Raw genomic sequence first — 24,762 nt, 5'->3', positions numbered from 1 at the left:
AACGGCGCGGAAATCCAGCGCCATAGTCGTTTTTGCAGGGCTGTGAGGTGCCGCCCATAACCATTGCGGCAGGCAGCGAAAACCGCAACCCAGATAGCCATCTTCGGGGTCAAGGCGACACCTCGCTTTCTTGGTGCGGGGTTTTCTCGCCCTTCGGCGGAACGCGAGGAGAATCGTCGCCCGGAAATACCTGGGCCGGTTTAGTTTGGCTGTCCGCGAGAATTGCGCGGTGGCCGTTCACCGGCCTTTAGGAAACGATCGCCCGAAACTTGGGGTCGTCGTACGCCGACCGGCGTAGCCGGGAAGCCCACTTCCGGCCGATGCCCCCCGCGGGCGGGGCCGTGACGATGGGTGTGGATTCCTTGAAGGAGGTGAGCGCGATGCGGCCACGTATCCGCAAGACGATTCTGGTCATTCACGTCATCGCGTCCGTCGCGCTGCTCGGCGAGGTGTGGGCGCTGACCGTGCTGAACACGGCGGCGGCGCTGACCGAGGACACCGGCCTGGCGCACGCCGCCTACGGGCTGATGCCCGCTCTGGTGTTCGCGGGCGGGATGCCGCTCAGCCTCGTCGCGCTGGCCACCGGCGTCGTGCTGGGCCTGACCAGCCGGTGGGGGGTGTTCCGGCATCTCTGGGTGGCGGCCAAGTTCGTGCTGCTGGTGGGGGTGATCTGTCTGGGCATGTTCCTGTTCGACCCCGAGGGGATGACCGCGGCGACCGCGGGCGGGCGGGCCGCCGGCGACGCCCGTCAGTGGGGCCAGGTCGCCGTGCCGGCCGCGCAGGCCGTCCTCCTGGTGACGGCCACGGCACTGTCGGTCTTCAAGCCGCGCCGCAGGCCCCGCCCCGTCCAGGCGGCGGCCGTCACGGCTGGTCAGTGAGGCCGTCGAGGGCCGCCGAGAGGCGCTGGAGCGCCTGGAGGCAGTCGCGCGCGGTCTCGACGCCCAGCTCGTCCACCAGGCGGTCGGCGAAGGCCTGGTGGGCGGGCACGATCTCGGCGATGGCCGCGCGGCCGGCGTCCGTGGGCTGCAGCAGTTTGGCCCGGCGGTGGGCCGGGTTGGGCCGGTATTCGGCCAGCCCCCGCTCCACCAGCAGGTCGGCGATCCGCTGAACACCCTGCCGGGTCATCCCCATGGCCCTGGCGATCCCCGCGACCGGCAGCGGCTCACGCAGGACGGCCCCGAGGACCTGCCACCACGCCGCCGTCATCCCCACCGGCCGGGCCAGCCCCTCGGCCACGTGCAGGAACTGGCCGTTGAGCCGGAACGCCCCGAGCGCCAGCCCCGACAACAGCTCGGCGCTCTCGCTCATGCCGCCGCCAGCACCTCGAAGGCCGTCGCGTCGCTCCTGGCGAACAGCCGGAACCAGGCGTCGAGCACCTCGGGCCGGCAGACGTCGAGCCGGCGGAAGATCTCCCTGGCGAAGGCCACGGGCTCCGTCGGCCCGGCCGTGATGAGGTCGCCCCCGAGCACCGCGTCGGCGTCGACGTAGCGGGCGGCGCCGGCGTACCCCTCCTGGGCCATCAGGTAGTGCACCACCGCGCTGGTGTGGTCGCGGTCGTCGAGCAGCCCCTCTCGGGCGAGCCCCGCGGTGGCGCCGCAGATGGCCGCGACCGGCACCCCCGCCGCCAGGAACTCCCCCGCCTTGCGCGCGAACGGCGCCAGCGTGTCACCGGTGTCCCACAGGTCGGCGCCGGGAAGGATGAGCAGTGCGCTGTCGGCCGGCGAGAGCTGGTCGAGCGTCAGGTCGGGGGCGATGCGCACGCCGCCCATGGTGACGACCGGGTCCGCGGTCAGGCCCACGGTGACGATCTCGTAGCCGCCGGGCTCGCGGTGGTAGCGCCCACTGTGCAGGTGTGCGGTCGCGTGCCCGGTCTCCCAGTCGGCGAGCGTGTCGTAGACGGCGTGGTGAACGATTCGCTTCATGACAACATCTTGTCATTACGACAACATGTTGTCAATGGGAACCCGTGCGAGGATAGACGGCATGGCACAGATCGTCGGCGGAGGACGTCCGGTCAACGACGCGGAGCGGCGTGTGATCGCCTATCTGCGCGACCACGCCCCCGCCGACTGGCTGCTGCTGCACAACGTCGAGGTCCCGCGCGGCCACGACGTGTTCGAGGTCGACCTGATCGTCCTGACCGGCCACTCGCTCGTGGTGGTCGACGTCAAGGGCACCCGCGGCCGCATCGAGGTGTCGGGCGTGCGCTGGTTCCCGCCGCGCAGGGAGGCGTTCGGCTCTCCCGTGACGAAGCTGCGCGGCACGGCCAAGGCGCTCAAGGGCCTGCTCGTCTCCAGAGCCACGCAGCTCGAACGCGTCTACGTCGACAGCCTGGTCGTGCTCACCTCGCCCGACGCCGAGCTGGTCGACCCGGCCGGGCGCGACGCGGTCAACGTCACCGACCTGCCCCGCCTGATCGCCACGATGAGCGACGTCTCGCGGGTCAGGCGCGGCTGCAGCCCCGACGTACGGCCGTATCTGACGGCGATCCTCGACGCGCTCAACCAGACCGTGCGCCGCAGCGAGGCGCCGCCCCGGTTCGGCAACTGGGAGGTCGAGGAGCAGCTCGGCGGCGACGCCAAGGTCACCGAATATCGCGCGTTCAACGCCACGCTGCCGGGCAGCGAGACGGTGCTGCTGCGGGTCTACCAGGCCGACCCGCTGGCCGACAACGAGGCGCGGGCGGCCGAGCGGCAGCGCATCGCCAACGCCTACCAGACGCTGGCCCGCATCCCGCCCCACCCGTGCGTGGTGCGCTCGCGCGACTTCTTCGCGATCGACGACGAGAGCCGGTTCGTGCTGGTGCTCGACGACGTGCACGGCCAGGCCCTGCACCTGGCGCTGGGCCAGGGCGCCCGGCTCGGCGTGATCCAGGACCTGCTGAGCGGGCTCGCGCACGCCCACGCCAACGGTGTGATCCACCGTGCGCTCACCCCAGCGTCCGTGCTGGTCACCGACGACGGCCACGCGGTGCTGACCGGCTTCGACTACGCCAAGCCGGGGCCGCGCAACTACACCTTGGTCCACGAGCTGGGCAACGTGCTCGACGCCCACTACGTCGCGCCCGAGTGCCAGGAGCGGGCCGACCAGATGAGCACCGCCTCCGACGTCTACGCGGCCGGCGTCATCGCCTACCAGCTGCTCACCGGCCACCTGCCGACCAGCGCCGACGCCCACGGTCCCGACGTGCCCGAGGTCGTGCGCCGGATGCTCGACCACTCCCCCGGCAAGCGCCCGAGCGCGGCCGAGGCGCTCGCGGCCCTGCAGCACGCCCCGCTTCATGAGTCGCGGCTCAGACGGCTCGTCCGTCGCATAGTGTCCGGCTCATGACCATTCGCCTTCGACCTGTCAGCGAGAAAGATCTTTCCCTCCTCCACCGCCTCACGAGCGACCCCGAAGGCGGCGGCGAGTTCGAGTGGTACGGCTTCCAGAACCCGCACGCGATGCGCAAGCGGTGGGCCGAGGACGGGCTGCTGGGCGACGACCACAGCATGCTGATCATCGCGGACGGCGACGACCCGGTGGGCTTCGTCTCGTTCCGCAAGCGGGTCGCCAACCGGGCCAGCCACTACTGGGAGATGGGGCTGATCGTGGCCCCGGAGCGGCGCGGCAAGGGCCACGGCACCCAGGCGCAGCGGCTGCTCGCCCGCTACCTCTTCGAGCACTCGACGGCCAACCGCGTCGAGGCCTCCACCGAGATCACCAACGTGGCCGAGCAGCGGGCGCTGGAGAAGGCCGGGTTCACCCGCGAGGGCGTCCTGCGCGGTGTCGGCTTCCGGGCCGGCGAGTGGCGTGACGGCGTGCTCTACAGCATGCTCCGCTCCGACCTCGCCCCTTCGTCCGACTGATTCAGGCGGGCAGGTTGCGGCGCAGGGCGCCGGCGTGCCTGAGGTAGTCGAGCGCGAGCCCCGTGCGCCCGGCCGACCGGTGCAGCTCGCCGAGGAGCTGGGTGGCCGACGCCTCGCCGCTGCGGTCGCCCAGCTCCCTGAAGACGGCGAGCGAGCGTTCCAGCCCGGTGGAGGCCCGCACCAGGTCGCCCTGGGCGGCCTGCAGCCCGGCCAGATCCTGCAGCGCGTACGCCCCGCAGTGCCGGTCGCCCAGCGACTCGAAGATCTCCAGCGCGTGCCGGTGGAACGACATCTCCCGGTGCAGCCGGCCCAGCTGCAGGCAGACGCAGCCCTCGCGGTGCGCGTCCCCGAGCTCCCTGGCCAGCAGGACGGCCCGGGTCAGCGACTCCCGCGCGCCGTGCTGGTCTCCTGACTGCAGGCACACGCGGCCGATGGCCTGGCGGGCGAACGCCTCGCCATGCCGGTCGCCGACGGACAGGAAGACCGCCAGGGCCTGGCGGAAGCGGGCGAGCGCACGGGCGTTCCGGCCGCGGAACTGGGCGACCGCGCCGAGCCCGCAGATGGAGATGGCCTCGGCCCTGCTGTCGCCTAAATCGCGAAATATCCGGCGGGAGCGGGTGAAGCCGGCGGCCGACTCGTCGTACCGGTCCTGGTAGAGGTCCACCTGGGCCAGGCCCCTGAGCATGGCGGCCTCGCCGTACCGGTCGCCGGCCGCGCGGGCGGCGGTCAGGGCAGCCGTGTGCGTACGCCGCCACGTGCCGAGGTGACAGCGCAGATCCAGGTACGGCACCATGGCGGCGGCCAGCCCCCACGCGGGCTCCGCGAGCCCGAGCCCGGCCGCCGCCTCGACCGCGTCCGCGAGCGCCTCGTGCTCGGCCTCGAACCACGTCACCGGGTCGGCGGTCAGGCGTTCGAGCTGGTGCGCCGGCAGCGGGCGGCGCGGCGCCCGGTCGGCGGTGAGGCTGAAGACGGTGGTGGGCAGCCGGGCCATGGCGTGCTCGGCGGTCGCCGTCCACGCCGCCAGCATCCGGCTCACACCGCCGAGCGCGCCGGTAAGCGCACAGTCGAATCCGCCGTCGAACCCGCCGTCGAGCCCGATCACGCCGTCGCCCAGCAGTGCGGGGCCGCGTTCGAGGGCGTGGCGGCCGATGAGGTCGGGCACCCGGTAGCGCGGCTGGCCCGCCGGGTCGGTGCCGACCGGGTCGAGCAGGTTGACGTCCACCAGCAGGTCAGTGACGTGGCGGCCGAGTGCCGCGTCGACCACCCAGCCGGGCTGGGCCCGCGCGCCGAGCCGGCCCAGCGTGCCGAGAGCGTGGGCGGCCTCGCGAGGCAGCCGGGCGTACCCGTGGTCGAGGGTGGCCCGTACGTCACCCAGTTCGGCGAGCCAGTCGTCCTGCAGCCGCTGCCGCAGCACCGCCAGCGACCAGCCGGGGCGCGCGGCCAGGCGGGCGCCCGCGTTCCTGACGGCCAGCGGCAGCCCGCCGCAGGCGGCCACGATGGCGCGGGCCGCCTCGCGTTCGCGCGCCACCCGCTCCGCCCCCGCCACCCGGCCGAGCAGCGTCAGCGCCTCCTCCTGCTCGAACGGCCCCAGCTGGACGCACACCGCGCCGGGCAGCTCGGTGATCCTGCGCCGGCTGGTGACGATCACGGCGCTGCCGTTGCCGGGCAGCAGCGGCCTCACCTGGGCGGCGTCGCGGGCGTCGGCCAGCAGCACCAGCATGGGACGTTCGGCCAGCAGCGAGCGCAGCAGCGCCGAGCGCTCGGGCACGGTCGGCGGCGGCTGCTCGACGCCGAGCGCCCGCAGCGCCTCGGCCAGCGGCCCGGCCGGGTCCCGGCCGCCGAGCTCCAGGTAGAGCTGCCCGGCCGGGTACGCCGTGCGCAGGGTGTGCGCCGCGTGCACGGCCAGCGCCGACTTGCCCACCCCTGGCGGCCCCGAGATCACCGCGACGGAGAACGGCCCGCGCAGCTCGGCCAGCGCGCCGGCCCGTCCGGTGAAGTCGGGCAGATCGGGCGGGAGCTGGCGGGGCGCGGCCGGGAGCGCGTCGTCCGCCAGGATCACCTCGTACGCCGCCCGCAGCCCCGCCCCCGGCTCGACGCCGAGCTCGTCCACGAGCCGGTCCCGCACGGCGGCGTACGTCCGCAGGGCCTCGGCCTTGCGCCCGCCGCGGTGCAGGGTCAGCACGAGATGCCTCCACAGGTCCTCGCGGTAGGGGTGCTCGGCCAGCAGCGCGCGCAGCGCGCTGACGGCGCCGTCGTGGTCGCCGCCCTCGATGCGGCGCTCGGCCAGCGCCTCGGCGGCGCGCAGGCGCAACGCGTCGAGGGCTTCGATCCTGCGGTCCCACAGCGGGCTGCCGGGCAGGTCGCACAGCGGGGCCCCGCGCCACAGGGCGAGCGCCCCGGCGTAGTCGCCCCGGTCGACCAGCTCCTCGAACACCAGCAGGTCGAGCGCGCCGCCGGGCACGTCGATGGCGTAACCGCTGCCGTCCGCGCGCAGCCACCCCGCCCCGAGGCCGGAGCGCAGCGAGCTGACGTACGTGCGCAGGTTGGCCTGCGCGGAGCGCGGCGGGCGCTGCGGCCAGAGCACCTCGACCAGCCGGTCGGCGGAGACCACGCGGCCCGCGTCGAGCAGCAGGGTGGCGAGCAGCAGCCGCGGCTTCCTGCCGGAGATCCGGAGGGGACGCCCGTCGGAGCGCACCTCGAGCGGCCCGAGCACGTGGAAGGTGACCGTCATCCGCATCAGCTCCTCTACAGAGGCCTGACAGCTCTTTGTATCGGTTCTGGACGATTCTTGTACGGGCCGCGCGGACCCTGTTCTCAGATCTCCCTCGGGAAAGGATCACCCCATGAAGCTCAGCGGAGCAATGGCCGCGGGCCTCGCCCTGTTACTCACCCTCGCGGCGGCCCCCGCGGCCGCCGCGGATCCCCAGCCACAACCGCAGCCCGAACAGGCCCAGGACCCGATCCAGACACTCGCCACGAACTTCCAGCTGCCGTTCCCCTGCGGCCAGAGCTGGACGGGCAACTCCAGCGCCAGCAGCGCGCACCAGTCGTACGAGATCGACTTCAACCGGGGCAGCACCGCGGGCGCCGATCTCGGCGACCCGGTGGTGGCCGCCGCGGCCGGCACGGTGGCGATCTCCGCCCACCAGGGCTCCACGAACGGCTTCGGCAACCTGGTCAAGATCGACCACGGGGGCGGCTGGTCGACGTACTACGCGCATCTCAACACCCGTTCGGTCAGCGCCGGGCAGTCGGTCTCGCAGGGCCAGCGGATCGGCACCGTGGGCAACACGAGCCGGCCGGGCAACAACATCTCGCCTCACCTCCACTACGAGGTACGGCTCGGGAGCAGCTATCCGTCCAACATCCAGCGGGCGGTCTTCAACGGCGTCACGTTCGGGTACCCGCAGCAGACGCTCACCTCGCGCAACTGCGGCGGCTCGGCGAACCCGTACACGCCGGAGCAGGTCTGCGGCTCGGGCTACAACGTGATCGACTCGGCCGGCCTCACCGGCGGCACGGTCTACCTGCTCTACAACACCGGCAACGGCAACAACTGCGTCGTCACCCTCAAGTCCACCTCGGTCGGCACGGCCACGGCCGTCAGCGCGTACCTGGAGGTGCAGGGCGGCACGAGACGGACGGACTCCGGCAACTTCGGCTACTACGCCGGCCCGGTCACCGCGCAGGCGGCGAGCACGTGCGTCAAGTGGGGCGGCTCGGCCGGGTCGTCGCGGTACGACAGCCCGTTCGAGCACTGCGGCTGACGCCCCCGGGCGCTAGGCGTGGCCGATGGTGTCGAGGACGTCGATGACGTACAACATCGGCGGTTCACCCGCCGACGCCACGGCCACGCGACTGCCCACCCGCTGCCCTGTGAGGGCGCCGAGCCAGGCCGCCGGCACGGCGCCCTCCTTGAGCGTGAACGCGCTGGGCCCTCCCCTTCGGTACGAGGAGTCCACGACGGTCCTCTCGGGCCACGACGCGGCCACGTACTGGACGACCACCTTCGACCCCGCCTCGACCGTGCGGCCCGACCCGTCGATGAGCGTGCGCGCCGGCTCTCCCGGCGCGAGGTCGGCCGGGACGACCGGCAGGGCACGCCCGACGAGGCGGGCGTCCGGCGGGTAGCCGCCGAGGATGTCGAAGACGAGCACGAGCATGTCGGCGGGCGCGAGCCCGGTCAGCGGCACGTCGGGGCCGAGGGCCTCGGCGGCCGGGCCGACCAGCATGACGCGACTGCCCGCCGGCCGGCCGATGAGCGACTGCCGCCAGGTCTCCGACACCCGCCTGCCGTCGAACACCACGGTGGTCGGCTGGTTGCCGTCGTAGGTGCTCATGTACGGCTGGTTGCCGGACCAGCGGCGGATGTCGACGTCCGCGAGCACCACGTCGCCCGGGACCGTACGCCGTCCGGTGCCCATGGACAGCACGGTGATCCGCGGCGTGCGGCCGGGCTTGCCCTTGGGGATGGCGACCTTCGGCTTGCTGCCGAACTCGCCGGTGACGACGGGTTGCGTACCGCCCTCCGCCATGCCGCACGAGGTGGCGAGGATGAGAAGGGCGGGCCAGAACAGACGCACGATTTCCTCCAGGCCCGTGGTTCAGCGAGGCCGAAGGGGTACTTGCCGCAAGTCGTGCAAGGAAAGCCGCCTCATGCGCAAAGGCGCGGGAAACTAGGGCCGTGACAACCGACGGACACAGCGCCACGCTCACAGGCCCGGCCGGGGAGGCCCGGTGAGCAAGCCGAACCTGGCGCGCCGGGTCGCCGAAGCGGCCGAGGTCGCGCTGACCACCCGGAAGTACGTGACGTTCATCGACGTGGTGACGGGCCTGCGCTGGCTGCACTCCCGCCACGTCGACCTCTGGCGGCAGGGCCGGGCGGCCACGCTGGCCGAGCTGGCCGCGGTCGACGAGGAGCGCCTGCGCACCACGGCCGTCCTGCTGCGTGACTGGGCGCGGGCGAAGGGTCTCAAGCCGGTGGAGACGCCGTACGTGGCCGGCACCCGCGACCGGCGCGAGCTGCGTTTCATCTCGGGGCCGGAGCAGGAGCCGTTCCGGGTGCACTGGCTCTCCCCCGACCTCGGCGAGGCTCGGGTGCGTCGGCTCACCGAGGCGCAGAGCAAGGCGCCCGACCTGGTCGCGGTGGCCCCACTCGACGCCTGGACGTGCGCGTCGTGCGGCGACACCGGCCCCTACCTGATCATGGAGGACGACAGGACCCACTGCCTGACCTGCGCCGACCTGGACCACCTGGTGTTCCTGCCGTCGGGCCACGCGGCGCTGAGCCGCCGGGCCAAGCAGGAGAGCGGCCTGTCGGCGGTGGTGGTGCGCTACAACCGGCGGCGCAAGGTCTACCAGCGTGTCGGCGTGCTGGTGGAGGAGGCGGCGCTGGCCGCGGCGGAGGAGCGCTGCCTGGCCGACGAGGAGGTACGGCAGCGCCGCCGCGAGCGCGACCGCGAGCGCAGGGAGCAGCAGGACGTCGACTTCCAGGCGCGGATGGCCGCCGAGATCGGCCGGCTGTTCCCGGGCTGTCCGGAGGAGCGGGCGCGGGAGATCGCCGGGCACGCCGCCCAGCGCGGCAGCGGCCGGGTGGGACGGACCGCGGCGGCCAAGGCGCTCGACGAGCACGCCATCACGCTCGCCGTCATCGCCTCGATCCGCCACCTCGACACCGACTACGACCGGCTGCTGATGGCGGGCGTGCCCCGCATGGAGGCACGCGACCGCATCAAAGACGCCATCGACCGCAAGCTCACCGAGTTCCGAGGTTAGGGGCGAGAACATGAGCGACTGGCGCGAGACCCGCGAAGAGCTCCGAGCGTTCGCGCTCGGGCTGCCCGAGGCCCGCGAGGATCACCCGTGGGGCGACACGGTGATCAAGGTCGGCAAGAAGATCTTCCTCTTCCTCGGCGTGGAGGAGCCGACCGACAAGTGGCGACCGACGTTCGGCGTGAAGCTGCGCTCGGCGGCGCACGGCCACGCGCTGAGCGTCGAGGGCGCGGCCCCCAGCGGCTACGGCCTGGGCAAGGCGGGCTGGGTGACCGTGCCGTTCGGGGCGGAGCTGCCGCCGTCGGAGGTGCTGCTCGACTGGGTCGAGGAGAGCTACCGCGCGGTCGCGCCCAAGCGCGCGGTCAAGCTGCTCGACGAGCTCAGGTGACCGACAGCCGGCGGGCGTACTTCTCCTCGCGCCAGAGCTCCTTGCCGAGCACCTCCAGCAGCGTGGCGGCGGCGTCGTGGACGTCGGTGTAGGAGGTGTAGAGCGGCGCGAAGCCGAACCGGAGGATGTCGGGCGCCCGGAAGTCGCCGTGCACGCCGCGGTCGATCAGCGCCCGCATCACCGGGTAGCCGTCGGGGTGGCGGAAGCTCACCTGGCTGCCGCGCGCCTGCGGGTCGGCGGGCGAGGCCAGCTCCAGCGCGTCGCCGACCAGCTCGACGAAGAGCGAGGTCAGAGCCATGCTCTTGGCCCGCACCTGCGCCATCGGCACGCGTTCCCAGATGTCGAGCGCCGCCTCCAGGGCCGCGAACGACACCACGTGCGGCGTGCTCACCGCGAACCGCCTGATCCCCTCGGCCGGGCGGAAGCCCTCCTCGAACGCGAACGGCTCGGCGTGGGCGAACCAGCCGGACAGCACGTTCTCGGCGGTGGCGTGGTGGCGCGGGTTCACGTAGAGGAACGCGGGCGCGCCGGGGCCGGCGTTCAGGTACTTGTACGTGCATCCCACCGCGAAGTCGGCTTCGGAGACGTCCACCTCCATGACGCCGGCGCTGTGGCACAGGTCCCAGACGATGAGCGCCCCGGCCGCGTGCGCCTCGGCGGTGACGGCGGGTACGTCCTGGCGGGCGCCCGTCCGGTAGTCGACCTCCGACAGCAGCACCACGGCGGCGTCGTCGAAGCGCCGCTCGGCGAGGTCGCGCACCTCGTAGCCGCCGAGCAGCCCGGCCAGCCCCTGGACGATGTAGTGGTCGGTGGGGAAGTTGTGCACGTCGGAGACGATCACCCGGCGGTCGGGCCGCAGCCGCAGCGCCGCCGCGAGCGCCTGGAAGATCGCGATGGAGGTCGTGTTGCCCGCGACGACCTGGCCGGGGCCCACGCCGATCAGCGGGGCGATCCGGTCGCCGGCCCGCAGCGGCTGGTCGTACCAGCCGGCGGTGTTCCAGCCGCCGACGAGCTCCTTGCCCCATTCGTCCTCGACCGTCCGCCGTACCCGCTCGGCGGTACGGCGCGGCAGCGCGCCCAGCGAGTTGCCGACGAGGTAGACGACACCCTCGGGGAGCACGAACTCGTCCCTGAACGCCCGCAGCGGATCGTCGGCGTCGAGGGCGAGGCAATGGTGGCGATCAGGCACCGGATCACTCCTGTTCCGTTTTCACCCCATTGTCGCAACCCAGGAACACCTCGGCGTTGCCCCCGAGCAGCTTGGCCCTGGCCGTCTCCGACAGGAAGCCCGCGCGCCGGATCAGCCCGCCGGACGGCGACTCCCCCAGCGGGTACGGGAAGTCGCTGCCCAGCATCACGTGGTCCGCCCCCAGGGTGTCGACCAGCAGCCGCAGCGCGCGCTCGTCGAAGACCGCGGAGTCGACGGAGAACCGGCCGAGGTAGTGGGACGGCGGGAACGCCGAGACGCCGACCACGTCGGGCCTGCGGTGCCAGGCGTTCTCGAACCGGCCGAGCCAGAACGCGAACGAGCCGCCACCGTGCGCGAAGCAGATCCGCAGGGTGTTCGGCACGCGGTCGAACACGCCGCCGAGGATCATCGCCAGGATCGACAGGTGCGTCTCGGCGGGCATCCCGACCAGCCACTGCGCCATCCACCGGCTCACGCGCCGCCCGGCGGGCATGTCCCACGGGTGCACGAAGACGGGCACGTTCCGCGCGGCGCACTCCTGGAGGAACTCCACCACGCCTGGGTCGTCGAGGTCGCGGTCGCCGACGTGGTTGCCGATCTCCACGCCCCGGTGCCCGTTCGCCAGGCAGCGGTCGAGCTCGGCGCAGGCCAGCTCGGGATCCTGCAGCGGCACCTGGCAGAACGGGATCAGCCGCTCGTCCCGGCAGATCTCCAGCGCCAGGTCGTTGAAGACCTTCGCGATGCGCACGCCCTCGGCGGCCGGCCGGTCATAGCCGAAGAAGACCGGTGTGGGCGAGACGACCTGCCGGTCCACGCCGTCGCTGTCCATGCGCTCCAGGCGGACTCGCGGGTCCCAGCAGTCGTCCTGGATCGTGCGGAACTCCCGGTCGCCGACCAGGATCGTCGCCTCACGCTCGGAGTCGACCCTCAGCCGGGGAGCCCCGGGCCAGCCCAGCTCGGGCCAGCCTCGGGGCACGTGGTGCGTGTGGACGTCGGTGACCATTCAGCCCTTGCCCGGGTGGAGCGCGCCGCACCCGCCGCAGGTGCGGGCCCGCTCGTCGCCGTAGAAGGCCTCGAAGACCGGCGGCAGGTCCTTGACGATGTCGCGCACCTGCAGCTCGACCTCGTGGACGAGGGCGCCGCACTCCATGCAGTACCACTGGAACATCTCCAGTGTGCCCTCCGGCCTGATGCGCTCGACCACGAGCCCCACCGACCCGGCCTCCGGCCGCTGCGGCGAGTGGGGCATGCGCGGCGGCAGCAGCCACATCTGGCCCTCGCGGACGTGCACGGTCTCGGGCCCGTTCTCGGTGACGACGTTCACGTGCATGTTCCCCCGCACCTGGTAGAAGAGCTCCTCGTACGGGTCCACGTGGAAGTCGGTGCGGCTGTTGGGGCCGCCGACGACCATGACGATGAAGTCGTCCGCCTGCTCGAAGACCACCTTGTTGCCGACCGGGGGCTTGAGCAGGTGGGCGTGCTCGTCGATCCACTTCGTGAAGTCGATGGGGGGAATCATGATCGCTCCAGGGGGTGGTAGGCGACGGCGCGCATCTCGATGAGCAGATGGGGGTGCGGGAGCTGGTGCACGGCGACGGTGGTGCGGGCTGGGCCCTCTTCGTCGAAGAACTCCGCGTAGACCTCGTTGTAGCCGCGGAAGTCGTTCATGTTGACCAGGTATGTGGTGATCTCCACGAGGTCGGCCAGCGAGCCGCCGGCGGCCTTGAGGATGTCGCCGACGTTCTCGATGACCGCCCGCGTCTGGGCGCGGATGTCGAGGGTCGTGGCGCCGTGCTTGTCGACCTCGACGCCCACGAACGTGTCGTCGGGGCGGCGGCAGCTCGTGCCCGAGAGGTACAGGAAGTCACCGGCCCTCTTGACGTGCGGGAAGCGCCCGCGCGGGGTGGCCTTGCCCGGCACGCGGATGGCCCGGGCCCGCTCCCTCACGTGCCGAACACCGCACGTACGGCGCCCAGCCCCTCGATGCGCGCCTCGAACACGTCTCCGGGCCCGGCGGGCACGACCGGCCCGAGCGCCCCCGTCAGCACCACGTCGCCGGCCCGCAGCGGGTAGCCCGTGCGGCCGAGCCGGGTGGCCAGCCAGGCGGCGGCGTTGAGCGGGTTGCCCAGGCAGTCCGCGCCGGAGCCGGCCGAGACCTCCTCGCCGCCGCGCGTCATCGTCATCGCGGCCGCCCGCAGGTCGAGCCCCATCAACGGCATCGGCGTGCCGCCCAGCACGAACGCGCCCGCCGAGGCGTTGTCGGCGATCGTGTCGGCCTCGGTGATGTCCCAGTCGGTGATCCGCGAGTCGGCGATCTCGATCGCGGGCAGCGCGAACTCCACCGCCCTGATCACGTCGACCACCGTGAACGGGCCGCCCTCCAAGTCGCGGCCGAGCACCAGCGCCACCTCGGCCTCGGCGCGCGGCTGCAGGAACCGCCCGATCGGTACGGGCAGCCCGTCGCCGTAGCACATGTCGGCGAAGAGGATGCCGAAGTCGGGCTGCTCGACGCCGAGCTGGCGTTGCACGGCCAGGTTGGTCAGGCCGATCTTCCTGCCTACCGGCCGCCTCCCCTCGTCGAGCGCCCGTCTCGTGCCGATCTCCTGGACGGCGTACGCGTCGGCCGCCGTGCTGACCAGGTCCCTGATCGGCGCGCACGGTTCGCCGGAACGCGCGGCCTCGGCCAGCCGGTCGGCGGCCTGGGCGGGCACGTCCACCGCCTGGGACCATTCGTCATGCATCCGATTGCTCCAGTTTGATGGTGATCGTGGTGGGTTCTGAGTAGAAGTCGAGCGACCGGGCGCCGCCCTCCCGGCCGATGCCCGACAGCTTGACGCCGCCGAACGGCGTGCGCAGGTCGCGCAGATACCAGGTGTTGACCCAGACCAGCCCGGCCTCCAGCCGCTGCGCCACGCGGTGCGCCCGGTCGAGGTTCGTGGTCCAGAGCGTGGCGGCCAGGCCGTAGTCGCTGCCGTTGGCGAGGTCGATCGCCTCGGCCTCGCTGTCGAAGGGCGCGACGTGGCACACGGGACCGAAGATCTCCTCGCGATTGAATCTCGACCATTCCGACAAGCCTGCCACTACTGTCGGTTCCACGAAATATCCGGAATCGCGGTGATCGTTGAACACCGGGACGCCGCCTCCCGTGAGCACCTTGGCTCCCTCCGAGCGGGCCAGGGCGTAGAAGGACAGCACCTTGTCGCGGTGTTCCGCCGAGATCATCGGCTGCGGCTCCACCTCCCGGGCGCTCTGGGCCAGCCTGCCGCAGAACTCCTCGAAGATCGAGCGTTGCACGTAGAGGCGCTCGGTGCACAGGCAGACCTGCCCGCCGTTGGTGAAGACCGACCGCGCCGTGCCCTCCACCGCCCGGTCGAGGTCGCAGTCCTCGAAGACCAGGCCGGCGTTCTTGCCGCCCAGCTCGAACGAGATCGGCTTGACCCGCTCGGCGACCGTCCGCATGATCGCCGTCCCGGTGGGGGTCGAGCCCGTGAACGTGACGGCGTCCACGCCGGGGTGCTCGACGAGGAGCCGGCCGGCGGAGCCGTACCCGAAGATGATGTTCACCACGCCGGGAGGGAGGCCGGTCTCGGCGCAGATCTCGGCGAACACGGCGGCCGAGCCCGGCGTGTGCTCCGACGGCTTGACCACCACGGTGTTGCCCGAGACGAGGGCGGGCGCGAGCTTCCAGGTCATCAGCAGGAACGGCAGGTTCCACGGGACGATCACCGCGACGACCCCGAGCGGCCTGTGCACGGTGTAGCTGAGCACGCCCGCCAGGTGGAAGGCGTCGTCCGGCCGCTGGGCGGCGATCTCGGCGAAGGCGCGGAAGTTGGCGATGCCCCGGGGGATGTCGAGGGTGCGGGTCTGCTCCAGGGGTTTGCCGGTGTCGGCGATCTCGGCCGCCACCAGGTCGTCGAAGCGCCGCTCGATGCCCTCGGCCAGCCGGCGCATCCAGCCGGCGCGCTCACCGACGGGCAGCGCCGCCCAGTCGCGCGCCGCCTCCCTGGCCGCCCGCACCGCCCGGTCGGCGACCTCCGGGTCGGCCTCGTGGACGTGCCTGACCACCGCTCCGGTCACCGGGTCGTGGACGGGAAAGGACTTTCCCGCGGCGAGCGGCCCGCCGCCGATGAAGTGGGTCAGCACAGCGCTCTCCTCATGTCTGCCTCCCTTCCGGGACACGGAACCTCTCATGCGCATCGTCTCGCCGGATCGCTGAGCGCGCCATGCGCGATGCTGGTGGACATGCGGACCCGTACCGATCACATCACCGCCCACGACGGCTCCTTCGACGTACGCCTGTGGCTGCCGGACGCGCCGTCCGGCCCCGCCCTGGTCCTGGTCCAGGAGATCTACGGCGTGGGGCCGTACATCGAGAAGGTGGCCACGGAGCTGGCCGGGCGGGGCTACGTGGTGGCCGCGCCCGACCTGTTCTGGCGGCTGACCCCCAACTGGCTGGCCGAGCACACGCCGGAGGGCACCCAGGCGGCCATCGAGCTGTCCAAGGGCTTCGACCTCGCCCACGGCGTGTCCGACTGCGCGCTCACCGTCTCCCATCTGCGGGCGCTGCCCGAGGTCCACGGCGGCATCGGCGCCGTCGGCTTCTGCCTGGGCGGCTCGGTGGCGTACATGTTGGCCACCCAGGTCCAGCTGAGCGCGGTGCTGTCGTTCTACGGCTCGGCCGTGCCCGACGCGACCGGGCTGATGGAGCGCATCGCCTCGCCGCTGCTGCTGGTCTTCGGGGGCAGCGACCCGTACATCCCACGCGAGTGGGTGGCCGCCGTCGAGCGGGCCGCCGAGGGCCGGCCGAACGTCGTCGTGCACGTCGAGGAGGAGGCCGGACACGCCTTCCACAACAGCGAGGCGCCGATGTTCCACCAACCGGAGGCGGCCGGGCGTGCGTGGCGGGTGGCGACGGCCTTTCTGGACAAGCATCTGCCCGCGGGGTGACCTGTCCGGAAGGACAGCTTCCGGTATCCCTAGATCATCGGGAAGATGGCCGGATGGCGCACACATGGGAATTGTGGGGAAATGTCATTATTGCTGGTACTTTTACCGCCCTTCTGGCGGTGCCGGCGATCATGGCGCTCTCCCGCCGCCGTGCCCGCGCCGGCCACCCCGCGCCCCTGCGTACGGCCCTCGCCGACGGCGGCATCGTGGTCGGCACCGCGCCCTGGGTCTGGATGATCCTGACGCCCTCCGACGGCCCGACAGGCGTCGGACTGGTGCCGTTCCGCGACCTCGCCGACCTGGCGGGGGCTCCCTGGCAGACGGTCTTCGTGCAGGTCGGAGGCAATCTGCTGGTCTTCGCCGCGCTCGGCGCCCTGCTGCCCGTACGCAGCCGCGCGCTGTCGTCCGCCGCCCGCGTCGCGGCCGTCGCGGCGGCGTTTTCGGTCACCGTCGAGGCGCTCCAGTACGCGCTGAGACTGGGCCGATTCTCGTCCGTGGACGACGTGCTGCTCAACACCGCGGGCGCCGTGATCTTCTCTTTGGTTACCCACCGCTGGTGGGCCGGTCGAAATCCGGCTGGGACCGTTCCACGATAACGGCCCGCTGAAACACTCCGTAGTTCACCACATAGGCACGATCCGCTCAAAAGAAGCTCGCGACCAACCTCTGTATCTGTGCGATCGTGGACAAGACGGGGCAAGTTCTCTGGAGACGCCACTACCTGGTTGGTGACAGAGGGTGATCAAAGTTGTCTGAATCCCCGGTACCCCACGAGCCCCCTATCTATCGACGCATCGCCGACGGCCTCCGCGCCCGGATTCTGTCCGGCGAACTGCGCGACGGGGACCGACTACCGGGCGAGAACGCACTGATGGCCGAACACGCGATCGCCAGAGCCACCGCCAGGCAGGCGCTTGCCGTGTTGATCAACGAAGGTCTGGCGGTGCCCAAACGAGGCTCGGGGGTTTATGTGCGGCTGTTCAAACCGATCCGCAGGCACGGCTCACGCCGGCTGTCACGCGAGCAGTGGGGCCAGGGCCGGTCCATCTGGGACGCCGACACCCGCGGCCGGACGTTCAGCGTGGACCGCGTGGAGGTGACGCTGGAGCGGGCCGGCGAGGAGGTGGCGGCCGTCCTGGAGAGCGGCGAGGTCTGGGTGCGCCGCCGCCGCTACTGCGTCGACTCGCGGCCCGTGCAACTGGCGACCTCGTACTTCCCCGCCCACCTCGTCGGGGGAAGTGCGATCACCCTCCCGGACACCGGACCGGGCGGCGTCTACGCCCGGCTCGGCGACCTCGGCATCCCGCCGGCCCACTTCACCGAGGAGGTGCGCGCCCGCATGCCGGGGCCCCGTGAGAGCGCGCTGCTCGACCTGCCCGGCGGCACACCGGTGATGGTGATCTCACGCACCGCGTACACCTCGGGCGGGGTGCCGGTCGAGCTCAACGAGATGGTCCTGGACTCGGCGGCGTACGTGCTGCAGTACGACTTCGACGCCTAGGTCACGACAGGCTATCCATCACGATCATTGAATTCTCTAGAGAGGTGCCGCATCTTCGGAAAGGAGATGGAAACCTCGCCTGGGGGTCCGGGAAGGGTGGACAGGATGTCCTTTGATCGGCATCTTGCCGAAATCGCCCGGGACTACCCCCAGTGGACCATCTGGCGGAGCGATGCCGGCCGCTGGTGGGCCACGAGACACCATCCGCTGAGCGCGGCGCAGCGCGATGCCGGATGCGCGATGACCATCGACGCGGACGACCCGGAGGGCCTGCGCGACCTCCTCCGGGACCAGGAGAGGCGGGCCGGCGAGCAGCACCCTCGGCAGTCCGGCCCCGCCCCTCCTTGACGCGGGCCGTGGACCGTTCCGCGGCCGGCGTACTCAAGCAGCCCGGTGCCTGGTCCTGCGTCCAGGCGGCCCCGGCACCGGGCCCCCAACCCGGAGGGGCCACGAACACGGAAGCCCCCGACCCGATCGGGGGCGGGGGCTTCCGCCCGCTGTTCGCCTACTTGCCGGCTTCCGAGAGCCGGACGATGTTCACGTCGGTGTCGTCGGAGACGGGCGTCTCGCGCGGCTCCTCCTCCACTTCGTCCTCCTCGACGATCACCCGCACGTCCTCCTGCGCCTGGGCGGGCTGAGCGGGCTGAGCCACCGGCGGCGCGGCGGTCTCGGGCACCAGCGGCCCCGCCGCCGACTCGGCGTGCATGAGATCCCCGAGCACCGAGCTGATCTCCGTCAGCCGCCGCACCACCTCGGTGTGCGTGTTGCTCAGGTATTCGACCCGGCGCCCCGCCTGCTCGTCCAGCACCGCGGTGCGCTGCTGCGCCGCCGCCAGCATCTGCTCGGCCTCGGCACGCGCCCCGGTCACGAGCTGCTCGGCCTCCGCGTGGGCGCCCGTCACGAGCTGCTCGGCCTGGGCGTTGGCGGACTGCAGCAGCTGCTCCGCCTCCGTGCGAGCCGACGAGAGCACGTGCTCGGCCTCGGCCTGCGAGGACGAGAGCAGGTGCTCGGCCTCGGCGCGCGATTCCCGCTGCACCTCCTCGGCGTCGGCGCCCGCCTGGGCGAGCATGCGCTCGGCCGCCTGCGTCGCCTCGCCGACCCGCCGCTCGGCCTCGGCCTGCGCGGAGGTCAGGATCTTGTCGGCCGTCTCGCGCGAGGACGTCAGCAGCCGGTCGGCCTCCGTCTTGGCGGCCTCCCGGAGGGCGGCGGCCTCGGCCTCGGCGTCCTCCCGCTTGGCCTGGGCCTCCTCCTCGCCGAGCCGCAGGATCTGCGCGAGCCGGGGGCTGAGGTCCTCGTAGCTCTGGGGCGTCTCGACCATGCGCCGCCTGGCCTCCGCCAGCTCGATCCGGCCCTGCTCGGCCTGGTCGAGCGCCCGCGCCAGCCGCTCTTCCAGATCCCGTATCTGGTTACGGGTACGGATGATGTAGTCGTGGACCTGACGGCGGTTGTAGCCGCGCATCACGACCTCGAAGGTGTCCTCTTGCATCAGGTCGGGGAAGCTCTCGTGCTGGTTCGTCATGGGGGTTACCTAAGGGTTTGCGTGAGGCGGGGGAAAACTGCAGGTTGTGAGGGTCTGGCGACGAGACGTCAGGAAACGACTTTCCTGCCATCTGCCCACGTCCGCAACCCGAACGCCATACCCGGACCTGGAATTACGATGTGTCGAATGTACATAGCAGCGTTGGACAACGGGGCAGTCCCGGACATTCACCCCGAGGCGTACATCGCGCCCGGCGCCGTCGTGGTCGGCGACGTGCGCATCGGCAGAGCGTCCAGCATCTGGTACGGCTCCGTGCTCCGCGGCGACGACGAGCGCATCGAGGTCGGCGCCGAGTGCAACGTCCAGGACCTGTCGTGCCTCCACTCCGACCCCGGCGAGCCCGCCGTCCTCGAAGACCGGGTCAGCCTGGGCCACAAGGCGATGGTGCACGGCGCCCACGTCGAGTCGGGCGCGCTGATCGGCATCGGCGCGATCGTGCTGGGCCGCGCCCACATCGGCGCGGGCACGCTCGTGGCCGCCGGGGCGCTCGTGCCGCCCGGCAAGAAGATCCCGGCCGGCGTGCTCGTGGCCGGGGTGCCCGGCAAGATCGTCCGCGAGCTCAGCGACGACGACCGCGACTCCTTCGCCCGCACGCCCGACACCTACATGGCCAAGGCGCTCAGGCACCGGCGGGCGTCATCGCTTTGATCAGCACCTGGTCCGGCACCGAGGCGTCGTTGAGCGGGTCGGCGTATTCGGGCAGCTCCGGCCGCAGGAAACGTACGAAGTCGACGGTGAGCTTGAGGTCGGGCGTGCCCTTGACCTGCTTGGCGTTGCCCTTGTCGGCGTCCTTCTTGAGCGTGCTGTAGCTGTCCCAGTCGGTGTAGGCGGTGACGCCCCACTGGAGCACGTCGGGCAGGGTCGAGGGCCAGCGCCGGCCCACCTTCCACTGGCCGCCCTCCTCCTTGTACAGCGCGACGAAGACGCGGCCCACCCGGGCCAGGACCAGGTCGACCCAGCCCTCCTTGACCGCCACTTCGTGCGGCTTGGAGCTGCCGTCCTGGGTGTACTTCACCTCGACCTGACCGCTCTTCTCGCCGGTCCCGACGGTGACCGACACCCAGTTGGGCTTGGCGTACGAGTTCGGCTGGCGGGCCATCAGGCCACCGAGGGAGAACTTCCGCTTGGGCCACCCGGCGCTCTTCCCGGTGACCTTGACCCGGGCGTGCATGACGATGTCGCCGGCGAGGTCCTGGTAGACGTACGGCCCGCGGAACGCGTCGAACCAGGCCGACGTGTTCGGCTCCAGGTACATCGCGCCCTTGGCGGTCTTGTTCACGTCGAGCTTGGTGATGCGGTCGACGTCCTTCTCGGTCTCGCTCAGCTTCGTCCACATCGACAGGTCGTCCGCGTCGTCGAACTCCGTCGAGGCGCCGCCCACCTCCCCGCCCGGCGCGGGCGGCTTGGCGTTCTCCAGCGTGAGCACACCCGGCCCGGAGAGCGTCGGCTGCGCCGACGTGGTCGTACCGCATCCGGTGAGCACGCACACGACTGCCAACATTCCTGCAACCTTCGCCCTCATAGGGGACATTCTGCCGTGAGAACCTGAAGGATGATCCGAGGATGCCCAGTACGATGACGGCCGTGCCACCCTGGGATGCGTTCACCGCCACCGAGGCGGAGGTCCGCGCGATGGTCGCCGACCCACGCTGGCAGGGGCTCTCGGTGCCCGACCGGGCCCACGTCCTGGCGGCCAGGATTCTCGTGACCCCCGACGGCGACCGGTGGTTGTTCGGCGCACACGCGCGCTGGCGCCTGCTCGACCCGGCCGACGGCCGCTGGCTGCCGGCCCCTCCGCCCCGTGGCACGCGGGCGCGCCAGGTGGGGCATCCGGCGGCGGGGCTGCCCGACACCGTGGTGCCCGACGGCTACGACTTCCACGCCGAGCCCGGCTCGACCCAGGCGTTCATCGGCCCCGACGTGCCCGAGCGCCTCACCGAGCAGCTCAGGGTGCTGCTGCGGGCCAGCGGGCGCAAGTCCGAGCTCGACTACCCGCTGACGGCCTTCGGCGACGTCTTCGGCTCCGACGTGCCCGGCACGGTCGCGGCCGTCTGGGGCACGATCATGTGGTCGGCGTACGCGCCGGCGTTCGACGGCAACGAGCGGCTGATCACCGTGTTCGGCGAATACCTGCGCCGTTCGCTGCCCGGCGACGACTGGGTGCGCTGGCTGCCCGCGCCGCCGCTGCTCGACCTCGTCACGCTCGTGGCCGAGCGGATGCGCGCGGGCCGCACGCGCGAGGCGCTGCGGCTGGCCGCCGTGATGGCCGACACGGCACAGCTCCTGCTGCTCGACACCCGGTTCAGGCCCCGGGCGCTCGCGCTGCTCACCATGGTCGAGCCCATGCTGCGCAGGCCCGAGCTGACCGACCCCGACGACGCCGCGGCGCTGCGCCGCGTGTGGCTGGAGCGCTGCCCGGCGCGGCTGTGCCGGGCGCTGCTGGTCGAGAACGACCCCGAGGCGCACTTCTCCCACACCCTGTACGACCTCGTGGAGGCGCTGACGTTCCTGCCCGACCCGCGGAAGGGCGCGGCCGCGTTCCTGGCCGACCTGTCCGACTCCGGCGGGAGGCTGCCCGGCCTGCTGGACCACCGGCTGCGCGCGGCGTACGAGGAGCTGCGGCGGGCCGGCCTGACCGGCGCCTCGGCGGCGGAGTCCACGGAGCCCGACGGGTTCCCGGTGCAGGCGCGGGCGGGCGGGGTTTCGACGGCGCCCGCACCGGTGCCTGCGCCGGTGCTGGAGGTAGCGCCGCCGGACCGGTGGAGCGCGGCGGCGGTGCTCGGGGCCGCGTACGCGATGGGGCTCGCCTGGGAGCGGCTCACGGGGGCGAAGGTGCCCGAGCGCGGGCTGCCCGGTCAGTCGGCGCTCGTCGCACGGCTCATCCACGAACGCGACGACCACAGCGGTCTCAAGTAAACCACTAATGTCGTCATTTCCCACTTACTTCGCCCATATCCTTCTAACACTTGCGATAACAGCTCATTCGCTGAATTGTGATCTCGGATTGGGGAAATGACCCAGAGGAGCCCCGAGGCTCCGAAAGGAATGACTCCGATGGGCCATGTCGCCCGGAGGGGCGTCCGCCGTAACCTCGTAGAGGGTGTGGGCTGCGGAAGGAAGGACGACGCGGTGGGGCACGATGACCTGGACTCTCGGGTCCACGACCGTGTCGCGTTGGACGAGATTGCGCTCTACGCCGAGGTGCTCACGGCCGTGGCTGTCAGCGAGCGGCGGCTGACCTTGGACGAACTCGACGACGCGCTCGGATTGCGGACTTCGGCGAGCCGCTGAAGGACCAGACGATTACTAGCCCCGGGAACCTAGTTCCCGGCTCCTGAGGGGTCGGGAACGGCGGTTTCCGGGGTTTACCCCTAACTAGTCACCTTGCCCCTGCGGGGGCTACGACCGCACGAGACGGGCGATCGCCGCCGAGGCCTCCTTGACCTTCGCCTCGGCCTCAGGGCCGCCGCTGTTGATGGCGTCGGCCACGCAGTGGGAGATGTGCTCCTCCAGCAACCCCAGCGCCACCGCCTGGAGCGCCCGCGTCGCCGCGGAGACCTGGGTGAGCACGTCGATGCAGTAGGCATCGTCATCCACCATGCGCTGCAGGCCCCGGATCTGACCTTCGATTCGCCGGAGGCGTGTCAGATATGCCTGCTTGTCTCCGCTGTACCCATGCATGGTTCTACGGTACCCGTAACCGGTATTTCAGCGGAGCTCGCCGATCAGCTTCTCCCACTGGCCGGCCACCTCGGTGGCCGCGTGGCGCACGGCCGTGTCGAGCGCCCCCGCCGCCAGCGAACGCCGCCGCCGCTCGTCGTCGATCAGCGCCAGCAGCGCCGCCGCGAACGTCCGAGGGTCGTCCTGGTCGGGCACCAGCACGCCGTTGTAGCCCGTCGCCACGAACTCCTTCGGCCCCCGCGCCCCGTCGAACGCCACGACCGGCACCCCGCAGCCCATGGCCTCCAGCACCGTCATGCCCTGGTCCTCGCTGCGCGAGGTGTTGGCCACGATCGACGCCTTGGCGAACTCGCCCGCCAGGTCGGACGTCGTGCCCATGAAGTAGACGTGATTGTGCAGGTCGAGCTCGCCGATCAGCGTGCGCAGCCGCCGCTCCTCGGGGCCGGCGCCGTACAGCCGCAGCCGCCAGTCGGGGCGCTGGGCGGCCACGAGCGCGAACGCCCGGATGAGCCGGTCGTACGCCTTCACCGCCACCCACCGACCGCCGGCCGCCACGATGCGGTTGTCCATGCGCGAGCGCGGCCACGGGCCGTCCGGCAGCGCGTCGGGCAGGCTGTGCACGACGGGCCCCGCGCCGAGCAGCCTCGCCCACTCCTCCAGCGCCGACTCGGTGGCCGTCACGACGGCGTCGAGGCGCGGGTAGAAGCGCATCACCGGGCCGGGGACGGCCGGCCGCCCCCACTCCCTGGCGATCTTGATGGTCTCGCGCGGCGCGTGCCTGGCCGCCTGGACCCCGACGCCCGGCCGGGTCGTGATCAGCACGTCGGACTTGAGGTTGCGCAGCACCCGCCAGAGCGCCACCTCGGTACGGACCTGACCGCGCGGCAACAGATGTCTCACCCCGGGCCGGGCGTCGACCACGCTGCGCATGGACACCTTGGGCCCGATCGGGAAGAACGGCTTGTCCTTCTGCCGCCGGATGCTGATGACCTCGACGTCGTGCCGCTCGGACAGCGCGGTGGCGAGGTTGAGCGTGGCCCGAACGTCACCACGCATGCCGTAGGCGGAGGCGAGCACCAGGCTGATCCTCATCCCCCCACCTCGATGCGCAGCTCGTCGTCGGCGGTGTAGCTGGGCCTGATCAGCACGCCGTCGACCCGGGCCGACGGATAGTGGAGCCGGCGCCGTTTGCCGTCGACGTCGTCGAGCCGCGCGCCCAGCGGGAGCGGCGCGGGCACCCCCTCGACCTCCAGCGCGGGCTCCCACATGCCCGACTCCTCGGGATCGGCGGCCAGCACGTCGACCAGCGACACGGCCGCGTGGAAGCGCACGCCCTGCACGGTGGCCGTGGCCGACACCCGGGAGCTCGTCGGCCGCCGGTCGAGGGTGAGCACGGCCTCGTGGCGGGAGTCGTCGTCCTCCAGCCCCGTGTAGGCCAGCAGGCCCGTCACCTCGAAGCGGCCCTCGCGGAACCAGATCGCGCGCACTTCGGCGACGGGCTCGGCGTCGGAGATCTTCAGCGCCAGGAACCCGTTGCGGGTGCGGTAGGAGCGGTAGGCGAGAGTGCGTTTGCACAGCGCGTACGCGTCGAGATGGTCGAGCGAGAAGCCGGGATCGACGCTGCGCAGCCGGCTGCGCGTGTCGCCGGAGCGCAGGTAGGCGTCCCAGCGCCCGGCGGTGAGCCGCAGCGGCGCGAGCGAGACCGCGAGCGTGGCCTCGCGCGCCCGCACGCCGGAGGTGCCGATCCGCACGTCGCGCTCCACCCCCGTGGTGCGGTGCCGGAGCACCAGCTCGGTGCCGTCTTCGAGTGGTCCGTCGATGGCGAGTCGCAGGGAGAGGACGTCGGCCAGTGTGACTTCGGCGTCCGTGACGACGACGCCCATCACGAGCCCCCTC

At 71.9% G+C, this 24,762-nt stretch carries 26 protein-coding genes; 11 read left to right on the top strand and 15 right to left on the bottom strand.

All coding sequences use genetic code 11. The features are described 5' to 3' along the window. Nucleotides 1-380 precede the first annotated feature (380 nt). Nucleotides 381-878, top strand: a complete 498-nt coding sequence (locus tag ACIBP6_RS32695) for a hypothetical protein (RefSeq protein WP_397057678.1) — start codon at nt 381-383, stop codon at nt 876-878. On the opposite strand, the gene ACIBP6_RS32690 is transcribed toward ACIBP6_RS32695, so the two are convergent. Together ACIBP6_RS32690 and ACIBP6_RS32685 are read right to left on the bottom strand one after the other, a co-directional pair. After that, a complete protein-coding gene (locus ACIBP6_RS32690; protein ID WP_397057677.1) occupies nt 862-1,308 on the bottom strand; it encodes a MarR family winged helix-turn-helix transcriptional regulator in 447 nt (148 codons plus the stop codon). The genes ACIBP6_RS32695 and ACIBP6_RS32690 overlap by 17 nt on opposite strands. Then, nucleotides 1,305-1,922: a DJ-1/PfpI family protein gene (locus ACIBP6_RS32685; RefSeq protein ID WP_397057676.1), complete on the bottom strand. Its 618-nt coding sequence runs from the start codon at nt 1,920-1,922 to the stop codon at nt 1,305-1,307. The genes ACIBP6_RS32690 and ACIBP6_RS32685 overlap by 4 nt, the downstream gene beginning before the upstream one ends. A gap of 61 nt (nt 1,923-1,983) precedes the next feature. Here ACIBP6_RS32685 and mads6 point away from each other — a divergent pair, with 61 nt between their 5' ends. Together mads6 and ACIBP6_RS32675 are read left to right on the top strand one after the other, a co-directional pair. Next, nucleotides 1,984-3,330: a methylation-associated defense system protein kinase MAD6 gene (gene mads6 / locus ACIBP6_RS32680; RefSeq protein ID WP_132612565.1), complete on the top strand. Its 1,347-nt coding sequence runs from the start codon at nt 1,984-1,986 to the stop codon at nt 3,328-3,330. Next, on the top strand, nt 3,327-3,848 hold the full coding sequence (locus ACIBP6_RS32675) for a GNAT family N-acetyltransferase (protein WP_397057675.1): 522 nt from the start codon (nt 3,327-3,329) through the stop codon (nt 3,846-3,848). Before mads6 ends, ACIBP6_RS32675 begins: the two co-directional genes overlap by 4 nt. Nucleotide 3,849: 1 nt before the next feature. Here ACIBP6_RS32675 and ACIBP6_RS32670 read toward each other — a convergent pair whose 3' ends face one another. Continuing rightward, nucleotides 3,850-6,579 carry an AfsR/SARP family transcriptional regulator gene (locus ACIBP6_RS32670; protein WP_397057674.1) on the bottom strand — a complete coding sequence of 910 codons (2,730 nt, stop codon included), beginning with the start codon at nt 6,577-6,579 and terminating at the stop codon, nt 3,850-3,852. Between the two features lie 112 nt (nt 6,580-6,691). Here ACIBP6_RS32670 and ACIBP6_RS32665 point away from each other — a divergent pair, with 112 nt between their 5' ends. After that, nucleotides 6,692-7,615: a M23 family metallopeptidase gene (locus ACIBP6_RS32665; RefSeq protein WP_397057673.1), complete on the top strand. Its 924-nt coding sequence runs from the start codon at nt 6,692-6,694 to the stop codon at nt 7,613-7,615. 12 nt (nt 7,616-7,627) lie between these two features. On the opposite strand, the gene ACIBP6_RS32660 is transcribed toward ACIBP6_RS32665, so the two are convergent. Continuing rightward, entirely contained in the window at nt 7,628-8,431 is an 804-nt protein-coding gene (locus ACIBP6_RS32660; protein ID WP_397057672.1) for an FKBP-type peptidyl-prolyl cis-trans isomerase, read from the bottom strand. A 154-nt stretch (nt 8,432-8,585) separates the two neighbouring features. On the opposite strand from ACIBP6_RS32660, the gene ACIBP6_RS32655 reads away from it, so the two are divergent. Together ACIBP6_RS32655 and ACIBP6_RS32650 are read left to right on the top strand one after the other, a co-directional pair. Then, a complete protein-coding gene (locus ACIBP6_RS32655) occupies nt 8,586-9,623 on the top strand; it encodes a DUF2293 domain-containing protein (RefSeq protein WP_397057671.1) in 1,038 nt (345 codons plus the stop codon). 10 nt (nt 9,624-9,633) lie between these two features. Beyond that, entirely contained in the window at nt 9,634-10,008 is a 375-nt protein-coding gene (locus tag ACIBP6_RS32650) for an MmcQ/YjbR family DNA-binding protein (RefSeq protein ID WP_397057670.1), read from the top strand. On the opposite strand, the gene kynU is transcribed toward ACIBP6_RS32650, so the two are convergent. The 6 genes from kynU to ACIBP6_RS32620 are packed head-to-tail and all read right to left on the bottom strand — an operon-like array spanning nt 10,001 to nt 15,340. After that, entirely contained in the window at nt 10,001-11,197 is a 1,197-nt protein-coding gene (gene kynU, locus ACIBP6_RS32645) for a kynureninase (RefSeq protein ID WP_397057669.1), read from the bottom strand. The two genes, ACIBP6_RS32650 and kynU, sit on opposite strands and share 8 nt — an antisense overlap. A 4-nt stretch (nt 11,198-11,201) precedes the next feature. Further along, nucleotides 11,202-12,200 (bottom strand): amidohydrolase family protein, encoded by a 999-nt coding sequence (locus ACIBP6_RS32640; protein WP_397057668.1) that lies wholly within the window; start codon nt 12,198-12,200, stop codon nt 11,202-11,204. After that, nucleotides 12,201-12,716 (bottom strand): 3-hydroxyanthranilate 3,4-dioxygenase, encoded by a 516-nt coding sequence (locus tag ACIBP6_RS32635; protein WP_397057667.1) that lies wholly within the window; start codon nt 12,714-12,716, stop codon nt 12,201-12,203. After that, complete coding sequence (locus tag ACIBP6_RS32630) at nt 12,713-13,144, bottom strand: RidA family protein (protein ID WP_132612545.1); 432 nt, start codon at nt 13,142-13,144, stop codon at nt 12,713-12,715. The genes ACIBP6_RS32635 and ACIBP6_RS32630 overlap by 4 nt, the downstream gene beginning before the upstream one ends. Next, complete coding sequence (locus ACIBP6_RS32625) at nt 13,141-13,938, bottom strand: 2-keto-4-pentenoate hydratase (protein ID WP_397057666.1); 798 nt, start codon at nt 13,936-13,938, stop codon at nt 13,141-13,143. Before ACIBP6_RS32625 ends, ACIBP6_RS32630 begins: the two co-directional genes overlap by 4 nt. After that, nucleotides 13,931-15,340 (bottom strand): aldehyde dehydrogenase family protein, encoded by a 1,410-nt coding sequence (locus ACIBP6_RS32620; RefSeq protein ID WP_397057665.1) that lies wholly within the window; start codon nt 15,338-15,340, stop codon nt 13,931-13,933. The genes ACIBP6_RS32625 and ACIBP6_RS32620 overlap by 8 nt, the downstream gene beginning before the upstream one ends. Before the next feature lie 99 nt (nt 15,341-15,439). Here ACIBP6_RS32620 and ACIBP6_RS32615 point away from each other — a divergent pair, with 99 nt between their 5' ends. The 3 genes from ACIBP6_RS32615 (at nt 15,440) to ACIBP6_RS32605 (ending at nt 17,645) form a co-directional block, all read left to right on the top strand. Further along, nucleotides 15,440-16,144, top strand: coding sequence for a dienelactone hydrolase family protein (locus tag ACIBP6_RS32615; protein ID WP_397057664.1), 705 nt, complete (start codon nt 15,440-15,442; stop codon nt 16,142-16,144). 119 nt (nt 16,145-16,263) lie between these two features. Further along, a complete protein-coding gene (locus tag ACIBP6_RS32610) occupies nt 16,264-16,740 on the top strand; it encodes a VanZ family protein (protein ID WP_397057663.1) in 477 nt (158 codons plus the stop codon). Nucleotides 16,741-16,892: 152 nt separating this feature from the next. Further along, complete coding sequence (locus ACIBP6_RS32605) at nt 16,893-17,645, top strand: GntR family transcriptional regulator (RefSeq protein WP_397057662.1); 753 nt, start codon at nt 16,893-16,895, stop codon at nt 17,643-17,645. A 505-nt stretch (nt 17,646-18,150) separates the two neighbouring features. Here the strand turns inward: ACIBP6_RS32605 and ACIBP6_RS32600 are convergent. Next, complete coding sequence (locus ACIBP6_RS32600; RefSeq protein WP_397057661.1) at nt 18,151-19,164, bottom strand: hypothetical protein; 1,014 nt, start codon at nt 19,162-19,164, stop codon at nt 18,151-18,153. A 147-nt stretch (nt 19,165-19,311) separates the two neighbouring features. Between ACIBP6_RS32600 and ACIBP6_RS32595 the strand changes: the two genes are divergently transcribed. Next, nucleotides 19,312-19,833, top strand: coding sequence for a gamma carbonic anhydrase family protein (locus ACIBP6_RS32595; RefSeq protein ID WP_397057660.1), 522 nt, complete (start codon nt 19,312-19,314; stop codon nt 19,831-19,833). On the opposite strand, the gene ACIBP6_RS32590 is transcribed toward ACIBP6_RS32595, so the two are convergent. Then, on the bottom strand, nt 19,805-20,686 hold the full coding sequence (locus ACIBP6_RS32590; RefSeq protein ID WP_397057659.1) for a hypothetical protein: 882 nt from the start codon (nt 20,684-20,686) through the stop codon (nt 19,805-19,807). The two genes, ACIBP6_RS32595 and ACIBP6_RS32590, sit on opposite strands and share 29 nt — an antisense overlap. 74 nt (nt 20,687-20,760) lie before the next feature. Between ACIBP6_RS32590 and ACIBP6_RS32585 the strand changes: the two genes are divergently transcribed. Next, nucleotides 20,761-22,101, top strand: a complete 1,341-nt coding sequence (locus ACIBP6_RS32585; protein ID WP_397057944.1) for a hypothetical protein — start codon at nt 20,761-20,763, stop codon at nt 22,099-22,101. A gap of 483 nt (nt 22,102-22,584) precedes the next feature. Here ACIBP6_RS32585 and ACIBP6_RS32580 read toward each other — a convergent pair whose 3' ends face one another. Genes ACIBP6_RS32580 through ACIBP6_RS32570 form a run of 3 tightly spaced genes read right to left on the bottom strand, consistent with a single transcriptional unit; the run spans nt 22,585 to nt 24,749 of the window. Then, on the bottom strand, nt 22,585-22,866 hold the full coding sequence (locus ACIBP6_RS32580; protein ID WP_043615428.1) for a metal-sensitive transcriptional regulator: 282 nt from the start codon (nt 22,864-22,866) through the stop codon (nt 22,585-22,587). 27 nt (nt 22,867-22,893) lie between these two features. After that, the gene (locus ACIBP6_RS32575; RefSeq protein WP_397057658.1) at nt 22,894-23,958 is read right to left on the bottom strand and encodes a glycosyltransferase; all 1,065 of its coding nucleotides are present in this window, start codon (nt 23,956-23,958) and stop codon (nt 22,894-22,896) included. Continuing rightward, complete coding sequence (locus tag ACIBP6_RS32570) at nt 23,955-24,749, bottom strand: hypothetical protein (RefSeq protein WP_397057657.1); 795 nt, start codon at nt 24,747-24,749, stop codon at nt 23,955-23,957. The genes ACIBP6_RS32575 and ACIBP6_RS32570 overlap by 4 nt, the downstream gene beginning before the upstream one ends. Nucleotides 24,750-24,762 lie beyond the last annotated feature (13 nt).

Source organism: Nonomuraea terrae, assembly GCF_044465245.1.
Lineage (GTDB): Bacteria > Actinomycetota > Actinomycetes > Streptosporangiales > Streptosporangiaceae > Nonomuraea > Nonomuraea terrae.
This window is presented reverse-complemented; position numbering and strand designations above follow the sequence as displayed.

Excerpts from the sequence above, each read along its gene's own strand:
- ACIBP6_RS32690 (WP_397057677.1), bottom strand. The coding sequence starts at position 1,308 with ATGAGCGAGAGCGCCGAGCTGTTGTCGGGGCTGGCGCTCGGGGCGTTC.
- ACIBP6_RS32695 (WP_397057678.1), top strand. The coding sequence starts at position 381 with ATGCGGCCACGTATCCGCAAGACGATTCTGGTCATTCACGTCATCGCG.
- mads6 (WP_132612565.1), top strand. The coding sequence starts at position 1,984 with ATGGCACAGATCGTCGGCGGAGGACGTCCGGTCAACGACGCGGAGCGG.
- ACIBP6_RS32590 (WP_397057659.1), bottom strand. The coding sequence starts at position 20,686 with ATGTTGGCAGTCGTGTGCGTGCTCACCGGATGCGGTACGACCACGTCG.
- ACIBP6_RS32615 (WP_397057664.1), top strand. The coding sequence starts at position 15,440 with ATGCGGACCCGTACCGATCACATCACCGCCCACGACGGCTCCTTCGAC.
- ACIBP6_RS32600 (WP_397057661.1), bottom strand. The coding sequence starts at position 19,164 with ATGACGAACCAGCACGAGAGCTTCCCCGACCTGATGCAAGAGGACACC.
- ACIBP6_RS32595 (WP_397057660.1), top strand. The coding sequence starts at position 19,312 with ATGTACATAGCAGCGTTGGACAACGGGGCAGTCCCGGACATTCACCCC.
- ACIBP6_RS32675 (WP_397057675.1), top strand. The coding sequence starts at position 3,327 with ATGACCATTCGCCTTCGACCTGTCAGCGAGAAAGATCTTTCCCTCCTC.
- ACIBP6_RS32585 (WP_397057944.1), top strand. The coding sequence starts at position 20,761 with ATGACGGCCGTGCCACCCTGGGATGCGTTCACCGCCACCGAGGCGGAG.
- ACIBP6_RS32640 (WP_397057668.1), bottom strand. The coding sequence starts at position 12,200 with ATGGTCACCGACGTCCACACGCACCACGTGCCCCGAGGCTGGCCCGAG.
- ACIBP6_RS32670 (WP_397057674.1), bottom strand. The coding sequence starts at position 6,579 with ATGACGGTCACCTTCCACGTGCTCGGGCCGCTCGAGGTGCGCTCCGAC.
- ACIBP6_RS32685 (WP_397057676.1), bottom strand. The coding sequence starts at position 1,922 with ATGAAGCGAATCGTTCACCACGCCGTCTACGACACGCTCGCCGACTGG.
- ACIBP6_RS32650 (WP_397057670.1), top strand. The coding sequence starts at position 9,634 with ATGAGCGACTGGCGCGAGACCCGCGAAGAGCTCCGAGCGTTCGCGCTC.
- ACIBP6_RS32570 (WP_397057657.1), bottom strand. The coding sequence starts at position 24,749 with ATGGGCGTCGTCGTCACGGACGCCGAAGTCACACTGGCCGACGTCCTC.
- ACIBP6_RS32580 (WP_043615428.1), bottom strand. The coding sequence starts at position 22,866 with ATGCATGGGTACAGCGGAGACAAGCAGGCATATCTGACACGCCTCCGG.
- ACIBP6_RS32575 (WP_397057658.1), bottom strand. The coding sequence starts at position 23,958 with ATGAGGATCAGCCTGGTGCTCGCCTCCGCCTACGGCATGCGTGGTGAC.
- ACIBP6_RS32665 (WP_397057673.1), top strand. The coding sequence starts at position 6,692 with ATGAAGCTCAGCGGAGCAATGGCCGCGGGCCTCGCCCTGTTACTCACC.
- ACIBP6_RS32635 (WP_397057667.1), bottom strand. The coding sequence starts at position 12,716 with ATGATTCCCCCCATCGACTTCACGAAGTGGATCGACGAGCACGCCCAC.
- ACIBP6_RS32625 (WP_397057666.1), bottom strand. The coding sequence starts at position 13,938 with ATGCATGACGAATGGTCCCAGGCGGTGGACGTGCCCGCCCAGGCCGCC.